Below are 20,926 nucleotides of genomic sequence, written 5' to 3' on the forward strand. Positions count from 1 at the left end.
CCAGAGTAACATTTGCATGGCTTCCAGGCAGGCCTTACTGCCTAAAAAACAGGCTAAAACAGGATACATTACGCGACATTTACATTTCTGACACTAGTATGGTCAATTTAGCAACAACTTCGGTATGCTGCATCAGGACATATCGCGATAAAGCGTCTTGATCGTGTCTTTCAGCCAGACGATCTTAGGATTGTGGCTGTTGCGTTTATGCCAAAGGAGGGTGAACGGTACGCGCATTTTTTCTAGTTGTGCGACATCAAAGGGCAGCGGACGAGCCACGAGTGGAAGCTGGTGGAGTTGATTATATCGCTGGCAATAGACAGGGGCTGTGGCTATCAACGCGTGATCCGGCTGAGCGGCCATAAACAGCGATTGCTCAAACCCCGGCAGGCTCAGGGCTATAGTGCGTTTGCGTCCCATCTCCTGTAGCACATCGTCCAGCGCCCAGGTGTCACTTTGTTCCCAGCTGATGCTGATATGTGGGTAGCGCAGAAATGTTTCCAGGTTCCACTCTTCTCGTAACGCCGGATGATCTTCGCGCAGCCAGACGCAGGGGAGATCGGAAAACAGCACTTCATGATCGATAGACAGCGGCAGCAGGCTCAGTAACTCGCGCGAGCGCGGGTGGCTTTCACGCCCAGTGAAACCGATGTCTACCTCTCCTCGAATAATGGCGTCCAGCGAATCGTAATCCCAGTTGCGCACTTTGATCGAGGCTTGCGGATAACGCTGATAGATCTGCTGTGAGAGCGCGTTGAACATAATCATCACCAGCGGCGTCTCGGCCACCAGATCAAACTTAAGCCCGCGCGGAGCTTCATGATGTGGCTTATCAAGCAGCTGATTGCCCATCTGCATCCACTCCGCCAGGCTTTGTTCCATACTGACCATCAGCGGCGTCGGCGTCAGCCCCAGTGGGGTGTTTACAAACAGTGGATCATCAAACCAGCCTCTCAGCTTCGACAGTGATTTACTCACCGCCGACGGCGTGACGTTCATCCGTTTGGCGGTTTTGGTGACGCTGCGCTCCTGCATCAGGAGCTGCAGGCAGAGCAGTAAATTAAGATCGAGACTGCTGAGGGATTTCTTCATGAGTGGGCGCGGACCGGTTGGGAGCAACAGTGATAATCAGCATGATGCTCACTATGCTACAGCCAATCAGAATCCCGATCAGCATATTCAGCGCGTCGAGTCCGAGGATTGCCGCCAGCCAAATCCACAGCGATGAACCGCAAACCTGGGCAATACCTAACGTTGAGCTGGCGACACCCGCTCGCAGCGAGAACGGCCCCAGCGCCTGACTCATGGCTACGCCGAAACCGACCGAGAATCCGGCACAGATTAACGTTAACCCAAACAGCGTGACGGCATGCGTGCTGGCGAGGGTTAACACCACGCCAGCGGCAAGGAAAAGCGCCTGCGAGGTTAGCATCAGAGTGCGAGGTTTAAACAGGCTCAGGGCGAACGGTGTGGAGAAAGAGACCGCCATGCTGACGCCTGCGGTCATCGCCATGGTGGTGGCGTACTCACCACGGTCGAAACCCATCACTTCCATCAGCAGTACCGGAGAGGTATTCACAAAGGTCAGGATCACCGACACGCTCAGCGTGGTAATCGCCAGGCGGCTTAAGAAAAAGCGGTTTACCAGTGACTCGGTTCGCTGATCGACTGACGTCGACGTCGAGAGCCTCGCTGGGCGCGATTCTCGCAGGATAAACACCGACAGTAAGCAAACGACTACGCCCATGCCGATCATCGTGTAGAACAGGCTCTGCCACGGGTATTTGAGCATAATCAGATGCCCCATCACCGGTGCCAGTACCGGCACGATACAGGTGATACCGTTCAACAAAGACAGCACTTTCGCCCGGCGGCGATCGTCGAGCGTATCACGCAAAATCGCAAATGCCACCACATAGCAGCAACCTGCGCCAATCCCCTGAATAAAACGTCCCACCAGGAATGGCGTCCCGCTCTCGGCAAATGAACACAAGGTGGAGGCGAAGATAAAGATCAGGGCGCCGACAATAGCGACCGGCTTACGACCTGACTGGTCGGCAATCTTACCGGCGAACAGCATCGCCGTGGCCATACCGGCCAGATAGACCGAAAATGCGATATGCAGCTGCGCTTCGCTGGCGTTAAGGTCGGCGGCAATACGCGGTAATCCCACCAGATACATATCAATTCCGGTGGGATAGAGTAAAACTAGGGCAAAACTGCAGAGTAGATAACGTGCCATAACATCCTCGCGATAATCGTGCCGACAAGGATAGAGGGCAGCGAGCTATGTCGCGAATTGCCATTTGGACAACAGTGATTTCCTTTTTGGAAATGTGTTAATAAACAATAGTATATGATGCAGTGTTCTGAGCTACTCTGGTGTCATTCAACCAAATTTAGGTAACACGTTGAATACGTTACCAAACCAACACAAGATAACCATCACACCGAAGATCATGACGATAGAGGGTATTGCGACTCCGCCCCAAACTGTGAATATCTTGTTCGGAAACTTTTTTCGGGATTTCAGTGCCAGTACCGCCGGGATGATAACTGCCCAGATGGTTGCACATAACCCTGCGCCACCAATGCCATAGATAAAGCCGTTGGGAAATATTAAGTACAGGAGAGCGGGTGGAAGAAAGGTTAACAGGATTGTTTTAAAACGTCCGGTATGTGAGCTATCGATTTTAAATAAGTCTGCAATATAATCAAAAAGCCCTAGAGTGACACCAAAGAAGGAGCTTGCTACCGCCAGGTTTGAAAAAACAAGCAAACAAAACTCTATTGCACCATGTTGCTTTGTTCCAAGGAATGATTTTACCAACGAATCGACATTGCCGCCTGATGATATGACACTTTTAAATCCATCACGCGTAATGTTTCCCATCGTGCAGTATAGCCAGAAAAGATAGATGACCAGAGCTAATAATGAGCCGAAGACAATGCTTTTTATGAGTTTATCTTTTCGTTTTCCATAGCAGATAATCAGACTGGGAATGTTGCCATGAAACCCAAAAGATGCCAGACATACCGGTAATGCCATAAAGATATACGGAAAATAGGATGTGCTATTATTTTCTGTACCGTTAACATCCTTCAGTATTGAGTAGTCTACCTGGAAGAAAAACGATCCAAAAACGACAACAAAAGCAATTATTTTGATACCTAAGAACAGGGAGGTAATTCGGCTTGCTGCAAGTGAACTAAACCAGAGTACACTGGCAACAAAAATGGCCGTGCCGATACCAATGAATCTAGGATTTACATGATTCCCTGAATTCATAGCGATGGTTTCACTGATGATTGCACCATTTGCTGAGATATAGGCGTAAGTGAGGATGTAAAGAACGAAAGCTACAGTAAACCCACTGACGATATTCCATTTATTACCGATTAGATCTTTGGTGATAGTGTTAAAACTGGAGCCGACAGGGTAGTTTAAATTTGCTTCTAATAATAACAATCCAGAATGTAGCATCGAAAACCAAGCAATTATAAGAATAAATGCCCCCCAGAAAAACCATGAACCAGCGAGGTCTACGGGGAGAGCAAACATTCCACCGCCAATGACGGTACCTGCGATAACCATTATTCCCCAAAAAGATGAATGTTTGTCGTTTGAAGTATCTTCCATAATGCAACCTTAATATTAGGTAGCTTATTATTAGAGAGGCTGTGAAAATACAGCCTCTCCAACTATTTTTGATTAAATTTCTTTAAGTTTTGCGGTAAAGTGGCGCAATACTTTAGGTTCGTAAGTAAAAGTTAATCCTTTAATATTCGAAGCATTTTCTTTGACATGCCTGAAGGCTTCAATAATGAAGTCCATATGTGACTGGGTATAGGTAGCACGTGGAATAGTTAAGCGAAGCAGTTCCGCAGGGCATGGGAGTTGTTTCCCGGTCTTTGGATCGCGGCCCAGCAAGAAAGAACCTATTTCTACCGCCCTGATACCCGCGACTTTATACAATTCACATGCCAGCGCCTGCGCAGGGAATTGCTCTGCAGGAATGTGAGGGAGGAGCTTCCCTGCATCAACAAATGCCGCATGGCCACCGGCTTGCTGGCAAACAACACCAATCGCCTCAAGACCATCAACTAAATACTGAACTTGGGTAATGCGATAGGCCAGCCAGTCATGGTTCATCCCGTCACTAAGGCCAACGGCCAGGCGCTCCATTGCGCCACCTTCCAGGCCGCCGTAGGTAGGGAACCCTTCCTGAACGACGCAAAGTGTTCTGCATTCCGTATAAACATCTAAATATTCATCGTCTTTAATACACAACAATCCGCCCATCGGAACCATGGCATCTTTTTTAGCCGACATCGCTAACATATCTGCATATTTATAGGTTTCACGGGTGATCTCTTCAATGGTCCAGTCTTTATATTCTGCTTCGCGCTGCTGTATAAAATACGCGTTCTCTGCAAAGCGTGCTGAATCCATCACGACCGGAATGTCATATTTTTTTGCGATGCGGTACATTGCTTTTAAGTTTGCTAAAGAGATAGGTTGGCCACCGGCTGAGTTGCTGGTGATTGTGGCGACAATGTAAGGAACATTATTCGCTCCAACTTCTTCAATCCCGCTCTCCAGCCCTTCGAGGTTGAAGTTTCCTTTGAAATCATAACGAACGCCGGTATCAAAGGCTTCTTTAATATAAACGTTGCGGACGGTACAACCATTAATTTGGCTATGGCCTTGAGTCGTGTCAAAAAAATAGTTAGAGAACGCAACCATTTTCTCTCTGTCCAGCCCTTTTTCTTGTTCGCGTTTTTTAATTAATACCGGGATGTAGATTTGTTCAGCGCCGCGGCCCTGATGGGTAGGAATAGTGTGTTGATAGCCAAATATATTTTTTACCGCATCGGCTAAAGCATAATAACTGCGGCTTCCACTATATGCTTCATCACCGCGCATCATTGCTGCCTGCATATTTTGCGTGACGGCACCAGTGCCGCTGTCAGTCAGTAAATCAATGAATACATCTTCGCTATCCAGCAGGAAAGGGTTCATGCCTGATTTTATAATAGCAGCTTCACGATGCTCTCTGGTTGTGCGTTTTACAGGCTCAATAACGCGGATGCGGAAAGGTTCAGGTAGGTGTTTAAAGTTTTCCATCTTTTAATCCTTCAATTAATTTTGTGACGACAGTCCCTGTGGCTGTTTATTTATAAACAGTCATTTTCGACAGGTATACCCCTCCTGACTCAGATTATCTTTGATTTTTCTAACATATTAATCACGACTATCCCTATAGATATGAGGATGCCATGTCGCATATGTTGGCAACATTAAATCTGAGTTATTTAAGGCATGCCAAAAAATAGATTGTGTTGAATCTATTTATTTTGGCTTTAGATTGAAAAAATGAATGGGAGGCTAAGGGCGATGTTCAACAATTTTACTGTCAACATTGAACCATTTAGAGGTTATATATGAATTTGAGATAATCATGGTATGTTTATCCTCATTAGACACAATGCTACATTATGGCAATGAAAATATTTGTCTATCGGGGCTTTAATGAGTTGTGATTGTAATCACAATTAAAAATTTCATATAATTAATGTGTGACTATGAAAAAAAGAATGGCAATAATTATTACAACAACCCGCACTAATAACTATTAATGCGGGAGTATGTAGTATTAGCGTTACTTACCAATACAGAAGCTGGAGAAAATCCGTCCCAGCAGATCGTCGGAAGTAAATTCCCCGGTGATCTCACTGAGATTCTGTTGCGCCAGGCGCAGCTCTTCTGCCAGCAGTTCTCCGGCCCATGCACCCAAAAGCTGAGCTTTGCCTTGCTGGAGATGCTCAGCGGCTTCTGCCAGTGCCTGCAGATGACGACGACGCGCCAGGAAGCCACCTTCCATATTGGTCTCGAAGCCCATACTTTGCTTGAGATGGTTACGCAGCACATCAACGCCTTCGCCGGTACGCGCGGAGAGGCGGACCAGTGAGTGGCCATTGACTTCGCTAAGGCCCAGCGTTTCTCCCGTGATATCTGCTTTGTTACGCACCACGGTGATTGGCAGCTTTGCGGGCAGACGCGCAATAAAATCAGGCCAGATGTCGGCAGGGTCGACGGCATTAGTGGTGGTGCCATCGACCATAAACAGCACGCGGTCGGCCTGTTCTATTTCTTGCCAGGCGCGTTCGATACCAATACGTTCAACTTCGTCACTGGCATCACGCAGACCGGCGGTATCGATAATGTGCAGCGGCATGCCGTCGATATGGATATGCTCGCGCAGTACGTCGCGCGTGGTACCCGCGATATCGGTGACGATCGCTGCTTCACGACCTGCCAGCGCGTTCAGCAGGCTTGATTTTCCGGCATTTGGCCGCCCGGCAATCACCACCTTCATTCCTTCACGCAGCAGGCTACCCTGACGCGCTTCGGCACGTACGGCGTCGAGATCGGCCATCACGCTATTAAGCTGGGCTTCAATTTTACCGTCAGAGAGGAAGTCTATTTCCTCATCCGGGAAGTCGATCGCCGCTTCCACATAGATGCGCAGGTGAGTGAGTGCTTCCACAAGATGATTCACACGTGCGGAGAACGCACCCTGCAATGAGTTCAGTGCGGAACGTGCAGCTTGTTCCGAGCTGGCGTCGATCAGGTCGGCAATGGCTTCTGCCTGGGCTAAATCGAGCTTATCGTTAAGAAATGCACGTTCAGAGAACTCGCCGGGTCTGGCAATGCGCAGGCCTGGAATCGTCAGAATGCGTTTTAACAGCAGATCGAGAATGACCGGTCCGCCGTGACCCTGCAGCTCTAATACGTCTTCACCAGTAAAGGAGTTCGGTCCGGGAAACCACAGGGCGATCCCCTGATCCAGCGCGCTGCCATCGGCGTCTTTAAACGGCAGATAGTCGGCATAACGTGCTTTTGGCAGTTTGCCCAGCACGGTTTCGGCAACTTCGCGTGCTTTAAGGCCGGAGATGCGCAGAATACCCACACCACCACGTCCCGGTGGGGTGGCCTGAGCGACGATGGTGTCGTTATGGCTCATGATAGTTCTCTTGTAAATGTAAAAAAGGCGGTCTTATGACCGCCTTCTCTGGCATTAACTGTACCGTGAATACTCGAAATAATTCAAGCTGCAGGAAGGCGGCAAGCAAATGCAGCCAACGCACCTGCGGCTTGAAGAATGAAGAGTATCAGGAGTTTTTCTTCTCGCGGCTATGTAGGCCACGCTTCTCCAGACCACGGTAAATCAGCTGTTGCTGAATAATAGTTACCAGGTTGCTGACGATATAGTACAGCACCAGACCTGACGGGAACCACAGGAAGAACACGGTGAAGATGACCGGCATAAAGGTCATGATCTTCTGCTGCATCGGGTCGGTCACGGTGGTCGGAGACATCTTCTGAATGAAGAACATCGTCACGCCCATCAGGATCGGCAGGATGTAGTACGGGTCCTGTGCAGACAGGTCATGGATCCACAGAGCGAACGGCGCATGACGCAGTTCAATGGAGCCCATCAGCATGTAGTACAGTGCCAGGAAGATTGGCATCTGGATGATCAGCGGGAAGCAGCCGCCCAGCGGGTTAACCTTCTCAGCTTTGTACAGGGCCATCATTTCCTGGCTCTGACGCTGTTTGTCATCGCCCAGACGCTCACGCATTGCCTGAATCTTCGGCTGCAGCATACGCATCTTCGCCATGGAGGTGTACTGCGCTTTAGTCAGCGGGTACATGATGCCACGAACGATAAAGGTGATAACGATGATGGAGAAGCCCCAGTTACCCAGGAAGCTATGGATCCACTTCAGCAGTTTGAACAGCGGCTGAGAGATGAACCACAACCAGCCGTAGTCCACGGTCAGATCCAGGTGCGGTGCAACGGCCGCCATTTTATCCTGAATTTCCGGGCCAACCCACAGGGTGCTGGTCATCGCGCTTGTCTGGCCTGGCTGAACCAGAACCGGCTGAGATTTATAGCCGATAGCGGCAATGCCGTTACCCAGATTTGCGGTATAGAAGTTATTGGTGCCGTCGTTACGCGGAACCCATGCCGTTGCGAAATACTGTTGCAGCATTGCAACCCAGCCGTCTTTAGCGTTGACGTTCAGGTTTTCGTTTTCAGCAATAGTATCGAACTTGTATTTCTCATACTTCTCATCAGGCGTGGAGTACGCTGCGCCGCGGAAAGTATGCAACGCAAAGTTGCTGCTACCGGTGTCACGATGAGATGGCAGATTGATGGATTGCTTCAGCTGACCAAAGGTGGAGACTTCCAGCGGCTTCTCGCTGGCGTTCTGCACGCTATAGTTAACGCTTACCGCATACTCACCACGCTTGAGAACAAACGTTTTGGTAAACGTGTTGCCAGCGGCGTCAGTATAGGTCATCGGGATCTGCAGTTCATTCTGACCGTCGGCCAGTACAAAAGCGTCTTTGTCGACGTTGTACAGCGGACGCGGACCGTTAGCCGGGTTATCCGGGCCGTCACGACCTGTCAGGCCACTCTGTGCCTGATAGATGAACTGTGGCGTAGTTTCCAGTAACTGGAACGGTTCGGTAGAACCGAGTTCTTTCGGGTAAGCTGGCAGTGAAGCCTGTTCTACATCACCACCACGGGTGTTGATGGTCAGATCAAGCACGTCAGTCTTAACCGTAATCAGTTTCCCCTGGCCACTGGCCGGTACGCCCTGGTCTGCGGCGCTACCCGCTGCGGTGGTCGTTGTCTGCGTGGTCTGTTGAGCCTGAGGTTGCGGATTTTTATCCTGCTCCCAAGCTTGCCAGATCATGAAAGACACGAACAGCAAAGCGATGACTAAAAGATTGCGTTGCGAATCCATCGTTAGTGTTCTCTGGTATCAAATGGTCCGGGCGGGACGGGATCGTCACCACCAGGGTGTAAAGGGTGGCATTTTAATACGCGTTTCACCGTCAACCAACTGCCTTTTATCACTCCAAACCTGCGCAATGCCTCAATTCCGTAGCTCGAACAGGTTGGAGTGAAACGGCAATGCGGCCCAAGCAGCGGACTGATCAGGCGTTGATAGACCCGAATGAGGGCTATCAGGACCCGCGAGCCAGGCGACAATGGCGACGCCATAATTTTTCCAACGCTTCCGAGAGAGCACGGTTATCGAGGTCGGCAACCCCTTTTTTAGCCACCACCACGAAATCCATTGCTGGAAGTTCGTGCTGACGTAAACGAAAGCTTTCACGCGTCAGGCGTTTAATCCTGTTGCGTTCATGCGCACGTTTAACATTTTTCTTGGCGACCGTGAGACCGATACGGGGATGCCCCAGCGAATTTAGGCGGCCGAGGATGGTGATTTGCGGCGTGCCAGCCCGTTGTGGCTGCTGGAAGACGAATGTGAAATGAGTGGGAGTTAACAAACGTAACTCCCTGGGAAATGCGAGCTTAACCACTCAGGGGCTAGCTTTTATTACTTAGAAACGGTCAGACGAGAACGGCCTTTAGCACGACGACGTGCCAAAACCTGACGACCATTTTTATTAGCCATACGAGCACGGAAGCCGTGAGAACGGTTGCGCTTCAGTACAGACGGTTGAAAAGTGCGTTTCATGGCGATTTCTACCTAAACTTGAATAAATTCACTGACTTTTGCGTATACCCGAACGAATATCGAACGACTTACGCCACAGTGTGGGTGATTAAAGAGGCCGGATTGTAATAATTGTACACTCCGGAGTCAATTCTCTTTCCTTAATTCCCGCTTTTTTCCGCATGGATTCGCGTAAAAAACAGGCAGCGTTGACGCCGTGAGGCGACCGTTACTCGCTGGGGGTAAGAATTATACGGGCTGGTGGATAAAGCGCAAGGATCGCACGGGATCTTTATTAGATCGTTTAAGCAGTAAAGCATCTTTACTCATTAATTTTTTCAATATGCGCGCGAAAACCTGCAGCACTTCTCCAGGATCGTTTACACTTAGCCGATTCTGGATCATCCTGTGGATAAATCGGGAAGAATCTGTGAGAAACAGAAGATCTCTCGCTCAGTTTAGGCTATGATCCGCGGTCCTGATCGTTTCAATGGATCCTGATCGGGCATATAACCGCAGACAGCGGTTCGCACGTCACCCTCATGCAGGGTCTTTTCGACGTGCGCCAACAATCATGAATGTTTCAGCCTTTGTCATTTATCGACTTTTGTTCGAGTGGAGTCCGCCGTGTCACTTTCGCTTTGGCAGCAGTGTCTTGCCCGATTGCAGGATGAGTTACCAGCCACAGAATTCAGTATGTGGATACGCCCGTTGCAGGCGGAACTGAGCGATAACACGCTGGCTTTGTATGCGCCAAACCGTTTTGTGCTCGATTGGGTAAGGGACAAATACCTTAATAATATTAATGGATTGCTGAATAATTTCTGCGGAGCAGATGCCCCGCAACTGCGTTTTGAAGTCGGTACAAAACCCGTCACGCAAACGCTGAAGTCGCCGGTTAACAACGTTGTGGCGCCTGCGTATGTCGCGCAACAAGTACAGCCGCAACGTGCCGCGCCGGCGGCGCGCCCGGGCTGGGATAACGTCCCCGCACCGGCAGAACACACCTATCGCTCTAACGTTAACGTCAAACACACGTTTGATAACTTCGTTGAAGGTAAATCTAACCAACTGGCGCGCGCGGCGGCACGTCAGGTGGCGGACAATCCTGGCGGAGCCTACAATCCTTTATTCCTTTATGGCGGTACCGGTTTGGGTAAAACCCACCTGTTGCACGCCGTCGGTAACGGGATTATGGCCCGCAAGCCGAACGCAAAAGTGGTGTATATGCACTCCGAGCGTTTTGTACAGGACATGGTTAAAGCCCTACAAAACAATGCGATCGAAGAGTTTAAACGCTACTACCGTTCTGTTGATGCGCTGCTGATTGACGATATTCAATTCTTTGCCAATAAAGAACGATCTCAGGAAGAGTTTTTCCACACCTTTAATGCCCTGCTGGAAGGTAATCAGCAGATCATCCTGACATCGGATCGCTATCCGAAAGAGATCAATGGTGTTGAAGATCGTCTGAAATCCCGCTTCGGCTGGGGATTAACCGTGGCGATCGAACCACCTGAACTCGAAACGCGAGTCGCGATCCTGATGAAAAAAGCCGATGAAAACGACATTCGTCTGCCAGGTGAGGTGGCGTTCTTTATTGCCAAGCGTCTACGCTCTAACGTGCGTGAACTGGAAGGCGCACTGAACCGCGTGATCGCCAACGCCAACTTTACTGGCCGGGCGATCACAATCGATTTTGTTCGTGAAGCGCTGCGCGATCTGCTGGCATTGCAGGAAAAACTGGTCACCATCGACAATATTCAAAAGACGGTGGCGGAGTATTACAAAATTAAAATTGCGGATCTGCTTTCTAAGCGTCGATCTCGCTCGGTAGCTCGTCCGCGCCAGATGGCGATGGCGCTGGCAAAAGAGCTCACCAACCACAGTCTGCCAGAAATTGGCGACGCGTTTGGTGGGCGTGACCATACTACCGTGCTTCATGCCTGCCGTAAGATTGAGCAGTTGCGTGAAGAAAGCCATGATATTAAAGAAGATTTCTCCAATTTAATCAGAACATTATCTTCGTGACGCTATGAAATTTACCGTTGAACGTGAACATTTATTAAAACCGCTTCAGCAGGTCAGCGGCCCGCTGGGTGGTCGTCCTACGCTGCCGATCCTCGGAAACCTGTTACTACAGGTTGCGGATGGAACGCTTTCTCTGACCGGTACCGATCTCGAGATGGAGATGGTGGCACGCGTGGCGCTGATCCAGCCTCATGAACCCGGCGCGACCACCGTTCCGGCGCGTAAATTCTTCGACATTTGTCGTGGGCTACCGGAAGGGGCGGAAATTGCTGTCCAGTTGGAGGGCGACCGCATGCTGGTGCGCTCTGGCCGCAGCCGTTTCTCGCTGTCCACGCTACCTGCTGCCGACTTCCCAAATCTGGATGACTGGCAGAGCGAAGTCGAATTCACGCTGCCGCAGGCGACGATGAAGCGCCTGATTGAAGCCACGCAGTTTTCAATGGCTCATCAGGATGTGCGTTATTACTTAAACGGTATGCTGTTTGAAACCGAAGGCGAAGAACTGCGTACCGTGGCGACCGACGGTCACCGTCTGGCGGTGTGCTCAATGCCGGTTGGACAATCGCTGCCAAACCATTCGGTGATCGTGCCGCGTAAAGGCGTGATTGAACTGATGCGTATGCTTGACGGCGGCGACAATCCGCTGCGCGTGCAGATCGGCAGCAACAACATCCGCGCGCACGTTGGTGACTTTATCTTTACCTCCAAGTTGGTGGATGGGCGTTTCCCGGATTACCGTCGCGTCCTGCCGAAGAACCCGGACAAACATCTGGAAGCGGGCTGCGATATCCTCAAGCAGGCTTTTGCCCGTGCGGCCATTCTCTCCAATGAGAAATTCCGCGGCGTGCGTCTGTACGTCAGCGAAAACCAGCTCAAAATTACGGCCAACAACCCGGAGCAGGAAGAAGCGGAAGAGATCCTCGACGTCACCTACCCAGGGACTGAAATGGAAATCGGCTTCAACGTTAGCTACGTGCTGGATGTACTGAACGCGCTGAAGTGCGAAAACGTCCGTATTATGCTGACCGACTCTGTTTCCAGCGTCCAAATTGAAGATGCAGCCAGCCAGAGCGCGGCTTACGTTGTTATGCCAATGAGATTGTAATGTCGCTCACCCGCTTGTTGATCCGCGACTTTCGCAATATCGAAAGCGCGGATCTCGCTTTATCTCCCGGCTTTAACTTCCTGGTAGGCGCTAACGGTAGCGGCAAAACCAGCGTGCTGGAAGCTATCTATACGCTCGGTCACGGTCGGGCGTTTCGCAGTTTGCAGATTGGCCGCGTCATTCGCCACGAGCAGGAGTCGTTTGTACTACACGGGCGATTGCAGGGTACCGAGCGTGAAACATCGATCGGCCTGACCAAAGATAAGCTGGGTGACAGCAAAGTGCGTATTGACGGCACCGACGGTCACAAGGTTGCTGAACTGGCGCACTTGATGCCGATGCAGTTGATCACGCCCGAGGGGTTTACTTTACTCAACGGCGGCCCCAAATACAGAAGAGCGTTCCTTGACTGGGGATGCTTTCACAATGAAGCCGGATTCTTTACCGCCTGGAGCAACCTTAAGAGGCTGCTCAAGCAGCGCAATGCGGCGTTGCGTCAGGTGAGTCGTTATGAGCAACTGCGTCCGTGGGATAAAGAACTGATCCCGCTGGCGGAACAAATCAGCACCTGGCGCGCGGAGTACAGCGCCGGTATCGCGCAGGATATGGCGGATACCTGCCAGCAGTTTCTTCCCGAGTTTTCTCTCTCCTTCTCTTTCCAGCGCGGCTGGGAGAAAGAGACGGATTACGCGGAGGTGTTGGAACGTAGTTTTGAACGCGATCGCATGTTGACCTACACCGCGCACGGTCCGCATAAAGCGGATTTCCGCATACGCGCCGACGGTGCGCCGGTGGAAGATACGTTGTCGCGTGGGCAGTTAAAACTGCTGATGTGCGCCTTACGTCTGGCGCAAGGGGAGTTCCTGACTCGCGAAAGCGGGCGGCGCTGCCTGTACCTGATAGATGATTTTGCCTCTGAACTGGATGATGCGCGTCGCGGACTGCTGGCCAGCCGCTTAAAAGCCACGCAATCTCAGGTCTTTGTCAGCGCAATTAGCGCTGAACACGTTCTGGACATGTCGGACAAAAATTCGAAGATGTTCACCGTGGAAAAGGGTAAAATAACGGATTAACCCAAGATAAAATGAGCGAGAAACGTTGATGTCGAATTCTTATGACTCCTCCAGTATCAAAGTCCTGAAAGGACTGGATGCGGTGCGTAAGCGCCCGGGTATGTATATCGGCGACACGGATGACGGCACCGGTCTACACCACATGGTATTCGAGGTGGTAGATAACGCTATCGACGAAGCGCTCGCGGGTCACTGTAAAGATATCGTGGTGACGATTCACGCTGACAACTCCGTATCCGTTACCGATGATGGCCGTGGTATCCCAACCGGTATTCACCCGGAAGAAGGTGTTTCGGCGGCGGAAGTTATCATGACCGTGCTGCACGCAGGCGGTAAATTCGATGATAACTCCTACAAAGTGTCCGGTGGTCTGCACGGAGTAGGCGTTTCCGTGGTTAACGCCCTGTCGCAGAAGTTGGAGCTGGTGATTCGTCGCGAAGGCAAAGTGCATCAGCAAACTTACGTGCACGGCGTGCCACAGGCACCGCTGGCTGTTACAGGCGAGACTGAAGCAACCGGTACCCTGGTGCGTTTCTGGCCAAGCCATGAAACCTTCACCAATGTCGTTGAGTTCGAATACGACATTCTGGCTAAACGTCTGCGCGAGTTGTCATTCCTGAACTCCGGCGTATCCATCCGCTTGCGTGATAAGCGCGACGGCAAAGAAGATCATTTCCACTACGAAGGCGGCATCAAGGCGTTTGTTGAGTATCTCAACAAGAATAAAACGCCGATTCACCCGAATATCTTCTATTTTTCCACCGAAAAAGACGGTATTGGCGTTGAAGTTGCGCTGCAGTGGAACGATGGTTTCCAGGAAAACATCTACTGCTTCACCAACAACATTCCGCAGCGTGATGGCGGTACTCACCTTGCAGGCTTCCGTGCGGCGATGACCCGTACTCTGAACGCCTACATGGACAAAGAAGGCTACAGCAAAAAAGCGAAAGTCAGTGCCACTGGTGACGATGCCCGTGAAGGCCTGATTGCTGTCGTTTCCGTGAAAGTGCCGGATCCAAAATTCTCTTCGCAGACCAAAGACAAGCTGGTTTCCTCCGAGGTGAAAACGGCGGTAGAACAGCAGATGAACGAACTGCTGAGTGAATACCTGCTGGAAAACCCGTCTGACGCTAAAATTGTCGTCGGCAAAATTATCGATGCTGCGCGTGCTCGTGAAGCGGCGCGTCGCGCTCGTGAAATGACCCGTCGTAAAGGTGCGTTGGACTTAGCTGGCTTGCCGGGCAAACTGGCGGACTGTCAGGAACGCGACCCCGCTCACTCTGAATTGTACCTGGTGGAAGGGGACTCTGCGGGCGGCTCTGCGAAGCAGGGACGTAACCGTAAGAACCAGGCGATTTTGCCACTGAAGGGTAAAATTCTGAACGTTGAGAAAGCGCGCTTTGACAAGATGCTCTCTTCTCAGGAAGTGGCGACGCTGATTACTGCGCTCGGTTGCGGTATCGGTCGCGACGAGTACAACCCGGATAAACTGCGCTATCACAGCATTATCATCATGACCGATGCGGACGTCGATGGCTCGCACATCCGTACGCTGCTGTTGACGTTCTTCTATCGTCAGATGCCGGAAATCGTTGAACGCGGTCACGTCTACATTGCGCAGCCACCGCTGTACAAAGTGAAGAAAGGCAAGCAGGAACAGTACATCAAAGACGATGAAGCGATGGATCAGTACCAGATCTCTATCGCTCTTGATGGTGCCACGCTGCACACCAACGCCCACGCTCCGGCGCTGGCGGGTGAGGCGCTGGAAAAACTGGTTTCTGAATACAACGCTACGCAGAAAATGATTGGTCGCATGGAGCGTCGCTTCCCGCGCTCATTGCTGAAGGAACTGGTTTACCAGCCGACGCTGACTGAAGCCGATCTGGCTGATGAAGCTAAAGTTACGACTTGGGTTTCCCAGTTGGTTAACGTGCTGAATGAAAACGAAATGCACGGCAGCACCTGGAATAGCTTTGTACGTAAAGACGCAGAATTGAACCTGTTCGAACCGGTGATTCGCGTGCGTACTCACGGTGTTGATACCGATTACCCGCTGGAGCATGAGTTTGTGACCGGTGGTGAATACCGTCGCATTTGCACGTTGGGTGAGAAACTGCGCGGCCTGATCGAAGACGATGCATTTATTGAACGTGGTGAGCGTCGTCAGCCGGTTGCCAGCTTCGAGCAGGCACTGGATTGGCTGGTGAAAGAGTCCCGTCGTGGTTTGTCTATTCAGCGTTATAAAGGTCTGGGTGAAATGAACCCGGATCAGCTGTGGGAAACCACCATGGATCCGGAAAGCCGTCGCATGCTGCGTGTGACCGTGAAAGATGCGATTGCTGCCGATCAGTTGTTCACTACGTTGATGGGTGACGCCGTTGAACCGCGTCGTGCGTTTATCGAAGAGAACGCCCTGAAAGCGGCGAACATCGATATCTAATCGTTATCCTGGATGAATCTACCCGGTTGTGTTGTGCAACCGGGTATTTTTTTGCCCACAAAAGAGGAATCTCGGTTCGCCTGTCTATCCCCCTTTTCGTTGCTGTTTTTTGAGCGGAATCGCGTTAGCATGAGGATGGACTCATTTAATCCGGGGAACTCATGGCTATCAAACTTATTGCTATCGACATGGATGGCACTCTTCTGCTGCCCGATCACACCATTTCATCTGCGGTCAAAACGGCGATTGCCGCGGCTCGAGCGCGTGGCGTGAACGTGGTACTGACCACTGGCCGTCCGTATGCCGGTGTTCACCGCTACCTGAAAGAACTTCACATGGAACAACCCGGTGACTACTGCATAACCTACAACGGTGCGCTGGTGCAGAAAGCTGGGGATGGCAGCACCGTTGCACAAACGGCGCTGAGCTATGACGATTATCGTTACCTGGAACAACTCTCGCGGGAAGTGGGTTCACACTTCCACGCTCTCGATCGCAACACGCTCTATACCGCTAACCGTGATATCAGTTACTACACGGTCCATGAATCCTTTGTGGCGACGATTCCACTGGTATTCTGTGAAGCAGAGAAGATGGACCCGGCGACCCAGTTCCTCAAAGTGATGATGATTGACGAGCCAGAGATCCTCGATAAAGCCATCTCGCGCATACCTGCAGAAGTAAAAGAGAAGTATACCGTACTGAAAAGTGCGCCGTACTTCCTCGAAATCCTCGATAAACGCGTCAATAAGGGGACTGGCGTGAAATCGCTGGCTGACGCGCTGGGCATTAAAGCCGAAGAAGTCATGGCGATTGGCGATCAGGAAAACGACATCGCGATGATTGAATTCGCGGGTGTGGGTGTCGCAATGGATAACGCCATTTCGTCTGTAAAAGACATTGCCAACTTTGTCACTAAATCCAATCTTGAAGACGGCGTAGCGTATGCCATTGAGAAGTTTGTGCTGAATTAACGTTTCATTGCCTGGTGGCGTAATGCTGATCAGGCTTGCTTAATTACAATCACCAACTAACCCGCACCTGCTGCGGGTTTTTTTATCCCCTTTTACCCTGAGCGTAACATTTTCCTTACCAATTGTCTGTTTTGTGATCTGAATTGTAGTACAACAATATTGTATTGTACTACATTAGGCTCAAGAGAAAGCTAAAAGCCACCACTTTTGTAGTGCAAATATGAGGCGAAAATCGACGCTCGCGGTAAAGTAGAGCAGTACATACAGAGCACAAGGACTCTTCATGACTCTCAATAAAACCGATCGCATCGTTATCACGCTGGGCAAGCAGATTGTTAGTGGCAAGTACGTACCGGGTTCAGCGCTACCCGCGGAAGCGGATCTGTGTGAGGAGTTTGAAACCTCGCGCAATATTATTCGCGAAGTGTTCCGCTCGCTGATGGCGAAGCGACTCATTGAAATGAAACGCTATCGCGGGGCGTTTGTTACTCCCCGAAACCAGTGGAATTACCTCGATACCGACGTACTGCAATGGGTACTGGAAAACGACTATGACCCGCGTCTGATTAGCGCGATGAGTGAGGTTCGTAATCTGGTGGAGCCAGCGATTGCACGCTGGGCAGCGGAGCGGGCGAACTCGAGCGATCTGGCTGAAATAGAGTTGGCACTCAATGACATGATCGCCAACAACCAGGACAGAGATGCGTTTAATGAAGCGGATATCCGCTACCACGAAGCGGTTTTACAGTCGGTGCATAACCCTGTTTTACAACAGCTTAGCATAGCGATCAGCTCGCTACAGCGAGCTGTTTTTGAACGAACCTGGATGGGGGATGAGGCTAATATGCCGAAAACGCTCCAGGAACATAAAGCGCTATTCGATGCGATACGGCACCAGGATAGTAATGCGGCAGAGCAGGCGGCTTTAACCATGATCGCCAGCTCAACACGAAGGCTAAAGGACATTACATGACAGCTCGCTACATCGCAATTGACTGGGGATCGACCAATTTGCGCGCCTGGCTTTACCAGGGCGATAAATGCCTGGAGAGCAGGCAATCAGAAGCAGGCGTAACGCGTCTGAACGGTAAATCTCCTGAAGCGGTGCTAGCTGAAGTCACAAAAAACTGGCGCGATGGCGCCACCCCCGTGGTGATGGCGGGAATGGTCGGTAGCAACGTGGGCTGGAAAATTGCCCCCTATCTCCCTGTTCCTGCTTATTTCTCTGCCATTGGCAAGCAGTTAACCTCCGTTGGCGACAATATCTGGATTATTCCCGGACTTTGCGTTTCTCGCGAGGATAACCACAATGTGATGCGCGGCGAAGAGACTCAGTTGCTGGGTGCCCGCACGCTTTCTCCTTCTTCTGTCTATGTCATGCCCGGAACGCACTGCAAATGGGTACAGGCTGACGCGCAACAAATTCATGATTTTCGTACCGTGATGACCGGTGAATTGCATCATTTGTTATTACGCCACTCGCTGGTGGGCGCGGGGTTGCCAGAACAGGAAGCCTCTGCGGAGGCCTTCACTGCCGGACTAACACGTGGTGTTGCCGCTCCTGACATTCTGCCGAAACTATTTGAGGTTCGCGCCTCGCATGTGCTGGGTACACTCCCGCGTGAGCAGGTCAGCGAATTTCTCTCTGGCCTGTTGATTGGCGCTGAAGTCGCCAGCATGAGCGAACAATTCGCTGCCCAACAGGCTATTACGCTCGTCGCTGGTTCAGACCTGAGTTCACGCTATCAGCAGGCATTTCATGCCATTGGACGTGAGGTATCCGCGGTATCCGGCGACACGGCATTTCAGGCAGGCATAAGGAGCATTGTTCATGCAGTGGCAAACTAATCTTCCGTTAATCGCAATATTACGTGGTGTCATGCCCGATGAGGCGTTGGCGCACGTTGGCGCGGTCATTGATGCGGGATTTGATGCAGTTGAGATCCCGCTTAACTCCCCAGAATGGGAAAAGAGTATCCCCGCGATTGTGGATGCCTATGGGGACAAAGCGCTAATCGGCGCCGGGACCGTATTACAGCCAGAGCAGGTAGAGCAGCTTGCACAAATGGGCTGCAAACTTATCGTCACACCCAATATCAACCCCGAGGTAATTCGTCGCGCAGTGGGCTATGGCATGACCGTGTGTCCTGGCTGTGCTACTGCCAGTGAAGCCTTTACCGCGCTAGATGCTGGTGCACAAGCACTAAAAATATTCCCTTCATCCGCTTTTGGCCCTGACTACATCAAAGCACTGAAAGCGGTGCTTCCGCCGGATGTTCCGGTGTTTGCCGTTGGCGGCGTGACGCCGGAAAACCTGGCGCAATGGATTGATGCAGGTTGTGCAGGTGCTGGGCTTGGCAGCGATCTCTATCGCGCCGGGCAGTCTATTGAACGTACCGCGCAGCAGGCTGTGGAATTTGTAAAAGCGTATCGAGAGGCAGTGAAATGAAAATTACCAAAATCACCACATACCGTTTACCCCCGCGCTGGATGTTTTTAAAGATCGAGACTGACGAGGGTATTGTTGGCTGGGGCGAACCGGTCATTGAAGGGCGAGCACGCACCGTGGAAGCGGCGGTTCACGAGTTTGGTGACTACCTGATTGGTCAGGATCCCGCACGTATCAACGACCTGTGGCAGGTCATGTACCGGGCTGGTTTTTATCGTGGTGGCCCGATCATGATGAGCGCTATCGCCGGTATCGACCAGGCGCTGTGGGATATCAAAGGCAAAGTGCTCAATGCCCCGGTATGGCAACTGATGGGCGGCCTGGTGCGTGACAAAATCAAAGCCTACAGCTGGGTGGGCGGTGACCGTCCGGCAGATGTAATCGACGGGATTAAAACCCTACGTGAGATTGGTTTTGATACCTTCAAGCTTAATGGCTGTGAAGAGATGGGGCTGATTGATAACTCCCGCTCGGTGGATGCGGCGGTAAATACCGTGGCGCAGATCCGTGAAGCCTTTGGAAACCAGATTGAGTTTGGCCTCGATTTCCACGGACGTGTCAGTGCACCGATGGCGAAAGTCCTGATTAAAGAACTGGAACCGTATCGCCCGCTGTTTATTGAAGAACCGGTGCTGGCGGAACAAGCGGAATACTACCCGAAATTGGCGGCGCAAACTCATATTCCACTGGCAGCGGGAGAGCGCATGTTCTCACGCTTCGAGTTTAAACGTGTGCTGGAGGCGGGTGGTATCTCTATTCTGCAACCGGATCTCTCTCATGCTGGCGGCATTACTGAGTGCTACAAAATTGCCGGAATGGCCGAAGCATATGACGTTACGCTGGCACCGCACTGCCCACTGGGGCCGATCGCGTTGGCTGCCTGCTTGCATGTGGACTTTGTTTCTTATAACGCCGTGCTTCAGGAGCAGAGCATGGGTATTCACTACAACAAAGGGGCTGAATTGCTCGACTTTGTGAAAAACAAAGAAGATTTCAATATGGAAGGAGGCTTCTTTAAACCACTGATGAAACCAGGGCTTGGCGTAGATATTGATGAAGCCAAAGTGATTGAGTTCAGCAAAAATGCGCCGGACTGGCGTAATCCGCTGTGGCGTCATGAAGACGGCTCCGTAGCGGAATGGTAAATGCGCGGCATACTTTGCACTGGTGATGTGTTGTCTGCATTTTCTTACCCCAGTCACATACTAATGTATGCTCCTGGGAATGCGAAAATTTGCTGCCTTTCCCCAGCACAAATTATTTAGCGCATTACGGTTAATTTATTAATAAAAAATTCAAATAAACCCT

At 51.1% G+C, this 20,926-nt stretch carries 20 protein-coding genes; 9 read left to right on the forward strand and 11 right to left on the reverse strand.

Translation table 11 applies throughout. The features are described 5' to 3' along the window. Positions 1–132: 132 nt before the first annotated feature. The 11 genes from yidZ to E4Z61_RS24430 all read right to left on the reverse strand — a co-directional run bounded on the left by yidZ (position 133) and on the right by E4Z61_RS24430 (position 9,948). Positions 133–1,092: an HTH-type transcriptional regulator YidZ gene (gene yidZ / locus E4Z61_RS17070; protein ID WP_135323787.1), complete on the reverse strand. Its 960-nt coding sequence runs from the start codon at positions 1,090–1,092 to the stop codon at positions 133–135. After that, entirely contained in the window at positions 1,061–2,242 is a 1,182-nt protein-coding gene (locus E4Z61_RS17075; RefSeq protein ID WP_135323788.1) for an MFS transporter, read from the reverse strand. Before E4Z61_RS17075 ends, yidZ begins: the two co-directional genes overlap by 32 nt. Positions 2,243–2,389: 147 nt before the next feature. After that, a complete protein-coding gene (tnaB, locus tag E4Z61_RS17080; RefSeq protein WP_135323789.1) occupies positions 2,390–3,640 on the reverse strand; it encodes a low affinity tryptophan permease TnaB in 1,251 nt (416 codons plus the stop codon). 72 nt (positions 3,641–3,712) lie between these two features. Beyond that, positions 3,713–5,128 (reverse strand): tryptophanase, encoded by a 1,416-nt coding sequence (tnaA, locus tag E4Z61_RS17085; RefSeq protein WP_135323790.1) that lies wholly within the window; start codon positions 5,126–5,128, stop codon positions 3,713–3,715. A gap of 261 nt (positions 5,129–5,389) precedes the next feature. Further along, entirely contained in the window at positions 5,390–5,464 is a 75-nt protein-coding gene (gene tnaC / locus E4Z61_RS24425; protein ID WP_135324956.1) for a tryptophanase leader peptide, read from the reverse strand. A gap of 199 nt (positions 5,465–5,663) precedes the next feature. Further along, the gene (gene mnmE / locus E4Z61_RS17095; RefSeq protein ID WP_135323791.1) at positions 5,664–7,028 is read right to left on the reverse strand and encodes a tRNA uridine-5-carboxymethylaminomethyl(34) synthesis GTPase MnmE; all 1,365 of its coding nucleotides are present in this window, start codon (positions 7,026–7,028) and stop codon (positions 5,664–5,666) included. 148 nt (positions 7,029–7,176) lie between these two features. Then, positions 7,177–8,823, reverse strand: coding sequence for a membrane protein insertase YidC (gene yidC, locus E4Z61_RS17100; protein ID WP_135323792.1), 1,647 nt, complete (start codon positions 8,821–8,823; stop codon positions 7,177–7,179). 2 nt (positions 8,824–8,825) lie between these two features. After that, the gene (gene yidD, locus E4Z61_RS17105) at positions 8,826–9,083 is read right to left on the reverse strand and encodes a membrane protein insertion efficiency factor YidD (RefSeq protein ID WP_003023846.1); all 258 of its coding nucleotides are present in this window, start codon (positions 9,081–9,083) and stop codon (positions 8,826–8,828) included. Continuing rightward, positions 9,047–9,406 carry a ribonuclease P protein component gene (gene rnpA / locus E4Z61_RS17110; RefSeq protein WP_003844432.1) on the reverse strand — a complete coding sequence of 120 codons (360 nt, stop codon included), beginning with the start codon at positions 9,404–9,406 and terminating at the stop codon, positions 9,047–9,049. The genes yidD and rnpA overlap by 37 nt, the downstream gene beginning before the upstream one ends. 17 nt (positions 9,407–9,423) lie before the next feature. Then, positions 9,424–9,564, reverse strand: a complete 141-nt coding sequence (rpmH, locus tag E4Z61_RS17115) for a 50S ribosomal protein L34 (protein ID WP_003023858.1) — start codon at positions 9,562–9,564, stop codon at positions 9,424–9,426. Between the two features lie 228 nt (positions 9,565–9,792). Continuing rightward, a complete protein-coding gene (locus tag E4Z61_RS24430) occupies positions 9,793–9,948 on the reverse strand; it encodes a hypothetical protein (protein ID WP_420808689.1) in 156 nt (51 codons plus the stop codon). Positions 9,949–10,170: 222 nt separating this feature from the next. Between E4Z61_RS24430 and dnaA the strand changes: the two genes are divergently transcribed. From dnaA to dgoD, 9 genes are all read left to right on the forward strand, one after another. Beyond that, on the forward strand, positions 10,171–11,574 hold the full coding sequence (gene dnaA / locus E4Z61_RS17120) for a chromosomal replication initiator protein DnaA (protein WP_135323793.1): 1,404 nt from the start codon (positions 10,171–10,173) through the stop codon (positions 11,572–11,574). A gap of 4 nt (positions 11,575–11,578) precedes the next feature. Next, entirely contained in the window at positions 11,579–12,679 is a 1,101-nt protein-coding gene (gene dnaN, locus E4Z61_RS17125) for a DNA polymerase III subunit beta (RefSeq protein ID WP_045448958.1), read from the forward strand. Beyond that, positions 12,679–13,752, forward strand: coding sequence for a DNA replication/repair protein RecF (gene recF / locus E4Z61_RS17130; RefSeq protein WP_135323794.1), 1,074 nt, complete (start codon positions 12,679–12,681; stop codon positions 13,750–13,752). Before dnaN ends, recF begins: the two co-directional genes overlap by 1 nt. Positions 13,753–13,780: 28 nt before the next feature. Continuing rightward, positions 13,781–16,195, forward strand: a complete 2,415-nt coding sequence (gene gyrB, locus E4Z61_RS17135; RefSeq protein ID WP_135323795.1) for a DNA topoisomerase (ATP-hydrolyzing) subunit B — start codon at positions 13,781–13,783, stop codon at positions 16,193–16,195. A gap of 161 nt (positions 16,196–16,356) precedes the next feature. Continuing rightward, complete coding sequence (gene yidA / locus E4Z61_RS17140; RefSeq protein WP_135323796.1) at positions 16,357–17,169, forward strand: sugar-phosphatase; 813 nt, start codon at positions 16,357–16,359, stop codon at positions 17,167–17,169. 283 nt (positions 17,170–17,452) lie between these two features. Further along, positions 17,453–18,142: a D-galactonate utilization transcriptional regulator DgoR gene (gene dgoR, locus E4Z61_RS17145; protein ID WP_135323797.1), complete on the forward strand. Its 690-nt coding sequence runs from the start codon at positions 17,453–17,455 to the stop codon at positions 18,140–18,142. After that, a complete protein-coding gene (locus E4Z61_RS17150; RefSeq protein ID WP_135323798.1) occupies positions 18,139–19,017 on the forward strand; it encodes a 2-dehydro-3-deoxygalactonokinase in 879 nt (292 codons plus the stop codon). Before dgoR ends, E4Z61_RS17150 begins: the two co-directional genes overlap by 4 nt. Beyond that, positions 19,001–19,618: a 2-dehydro-3-deoxy-6-phosphogalactonate aldolase gene (locus E4Z61_RS17155; RefSeq protein WP_135323799.1), complete on the forward strand. Its 618-nt coding sequence runs from the start codon at positions 19,001–19,003 to the stop codon at positions 19,616–19,618. The genes E4Z61_RS17150 and E4Z61_RS17155 overlap by 17 nt, the downstream gene beginning before the upstream one ends. Beyond that, positions 19,615–20,763 carry a galactonate dehydratase gene (gene dgoD / locus E4Z61_RS17160; protein ID WP_135323800.1) on the forward strand — a complete coding sequence of 383 codons (1,149 nt, stop codon included), beginning with the start codon at positions 19,615–19,617 and terminating at the stop codon, positions 20,761–20,763. The genes E4Z61_RS17155 and dgoD overlap by 4 nt, the downstream gene beginning before the upstream one ends. Positions 20,764–20,926: the final 163 nt, after the last annotated feature.

It is taken from the genome of Citrobacter tructae (assembly GCF_004684345.1).
Taxonomy (GTDB): Bacteria; Pseudomonadota; Gammaproteobacteria; order Enterobacterales; family Enterobacteriaceae; genus Citrobacter; species Citrobacter tructae.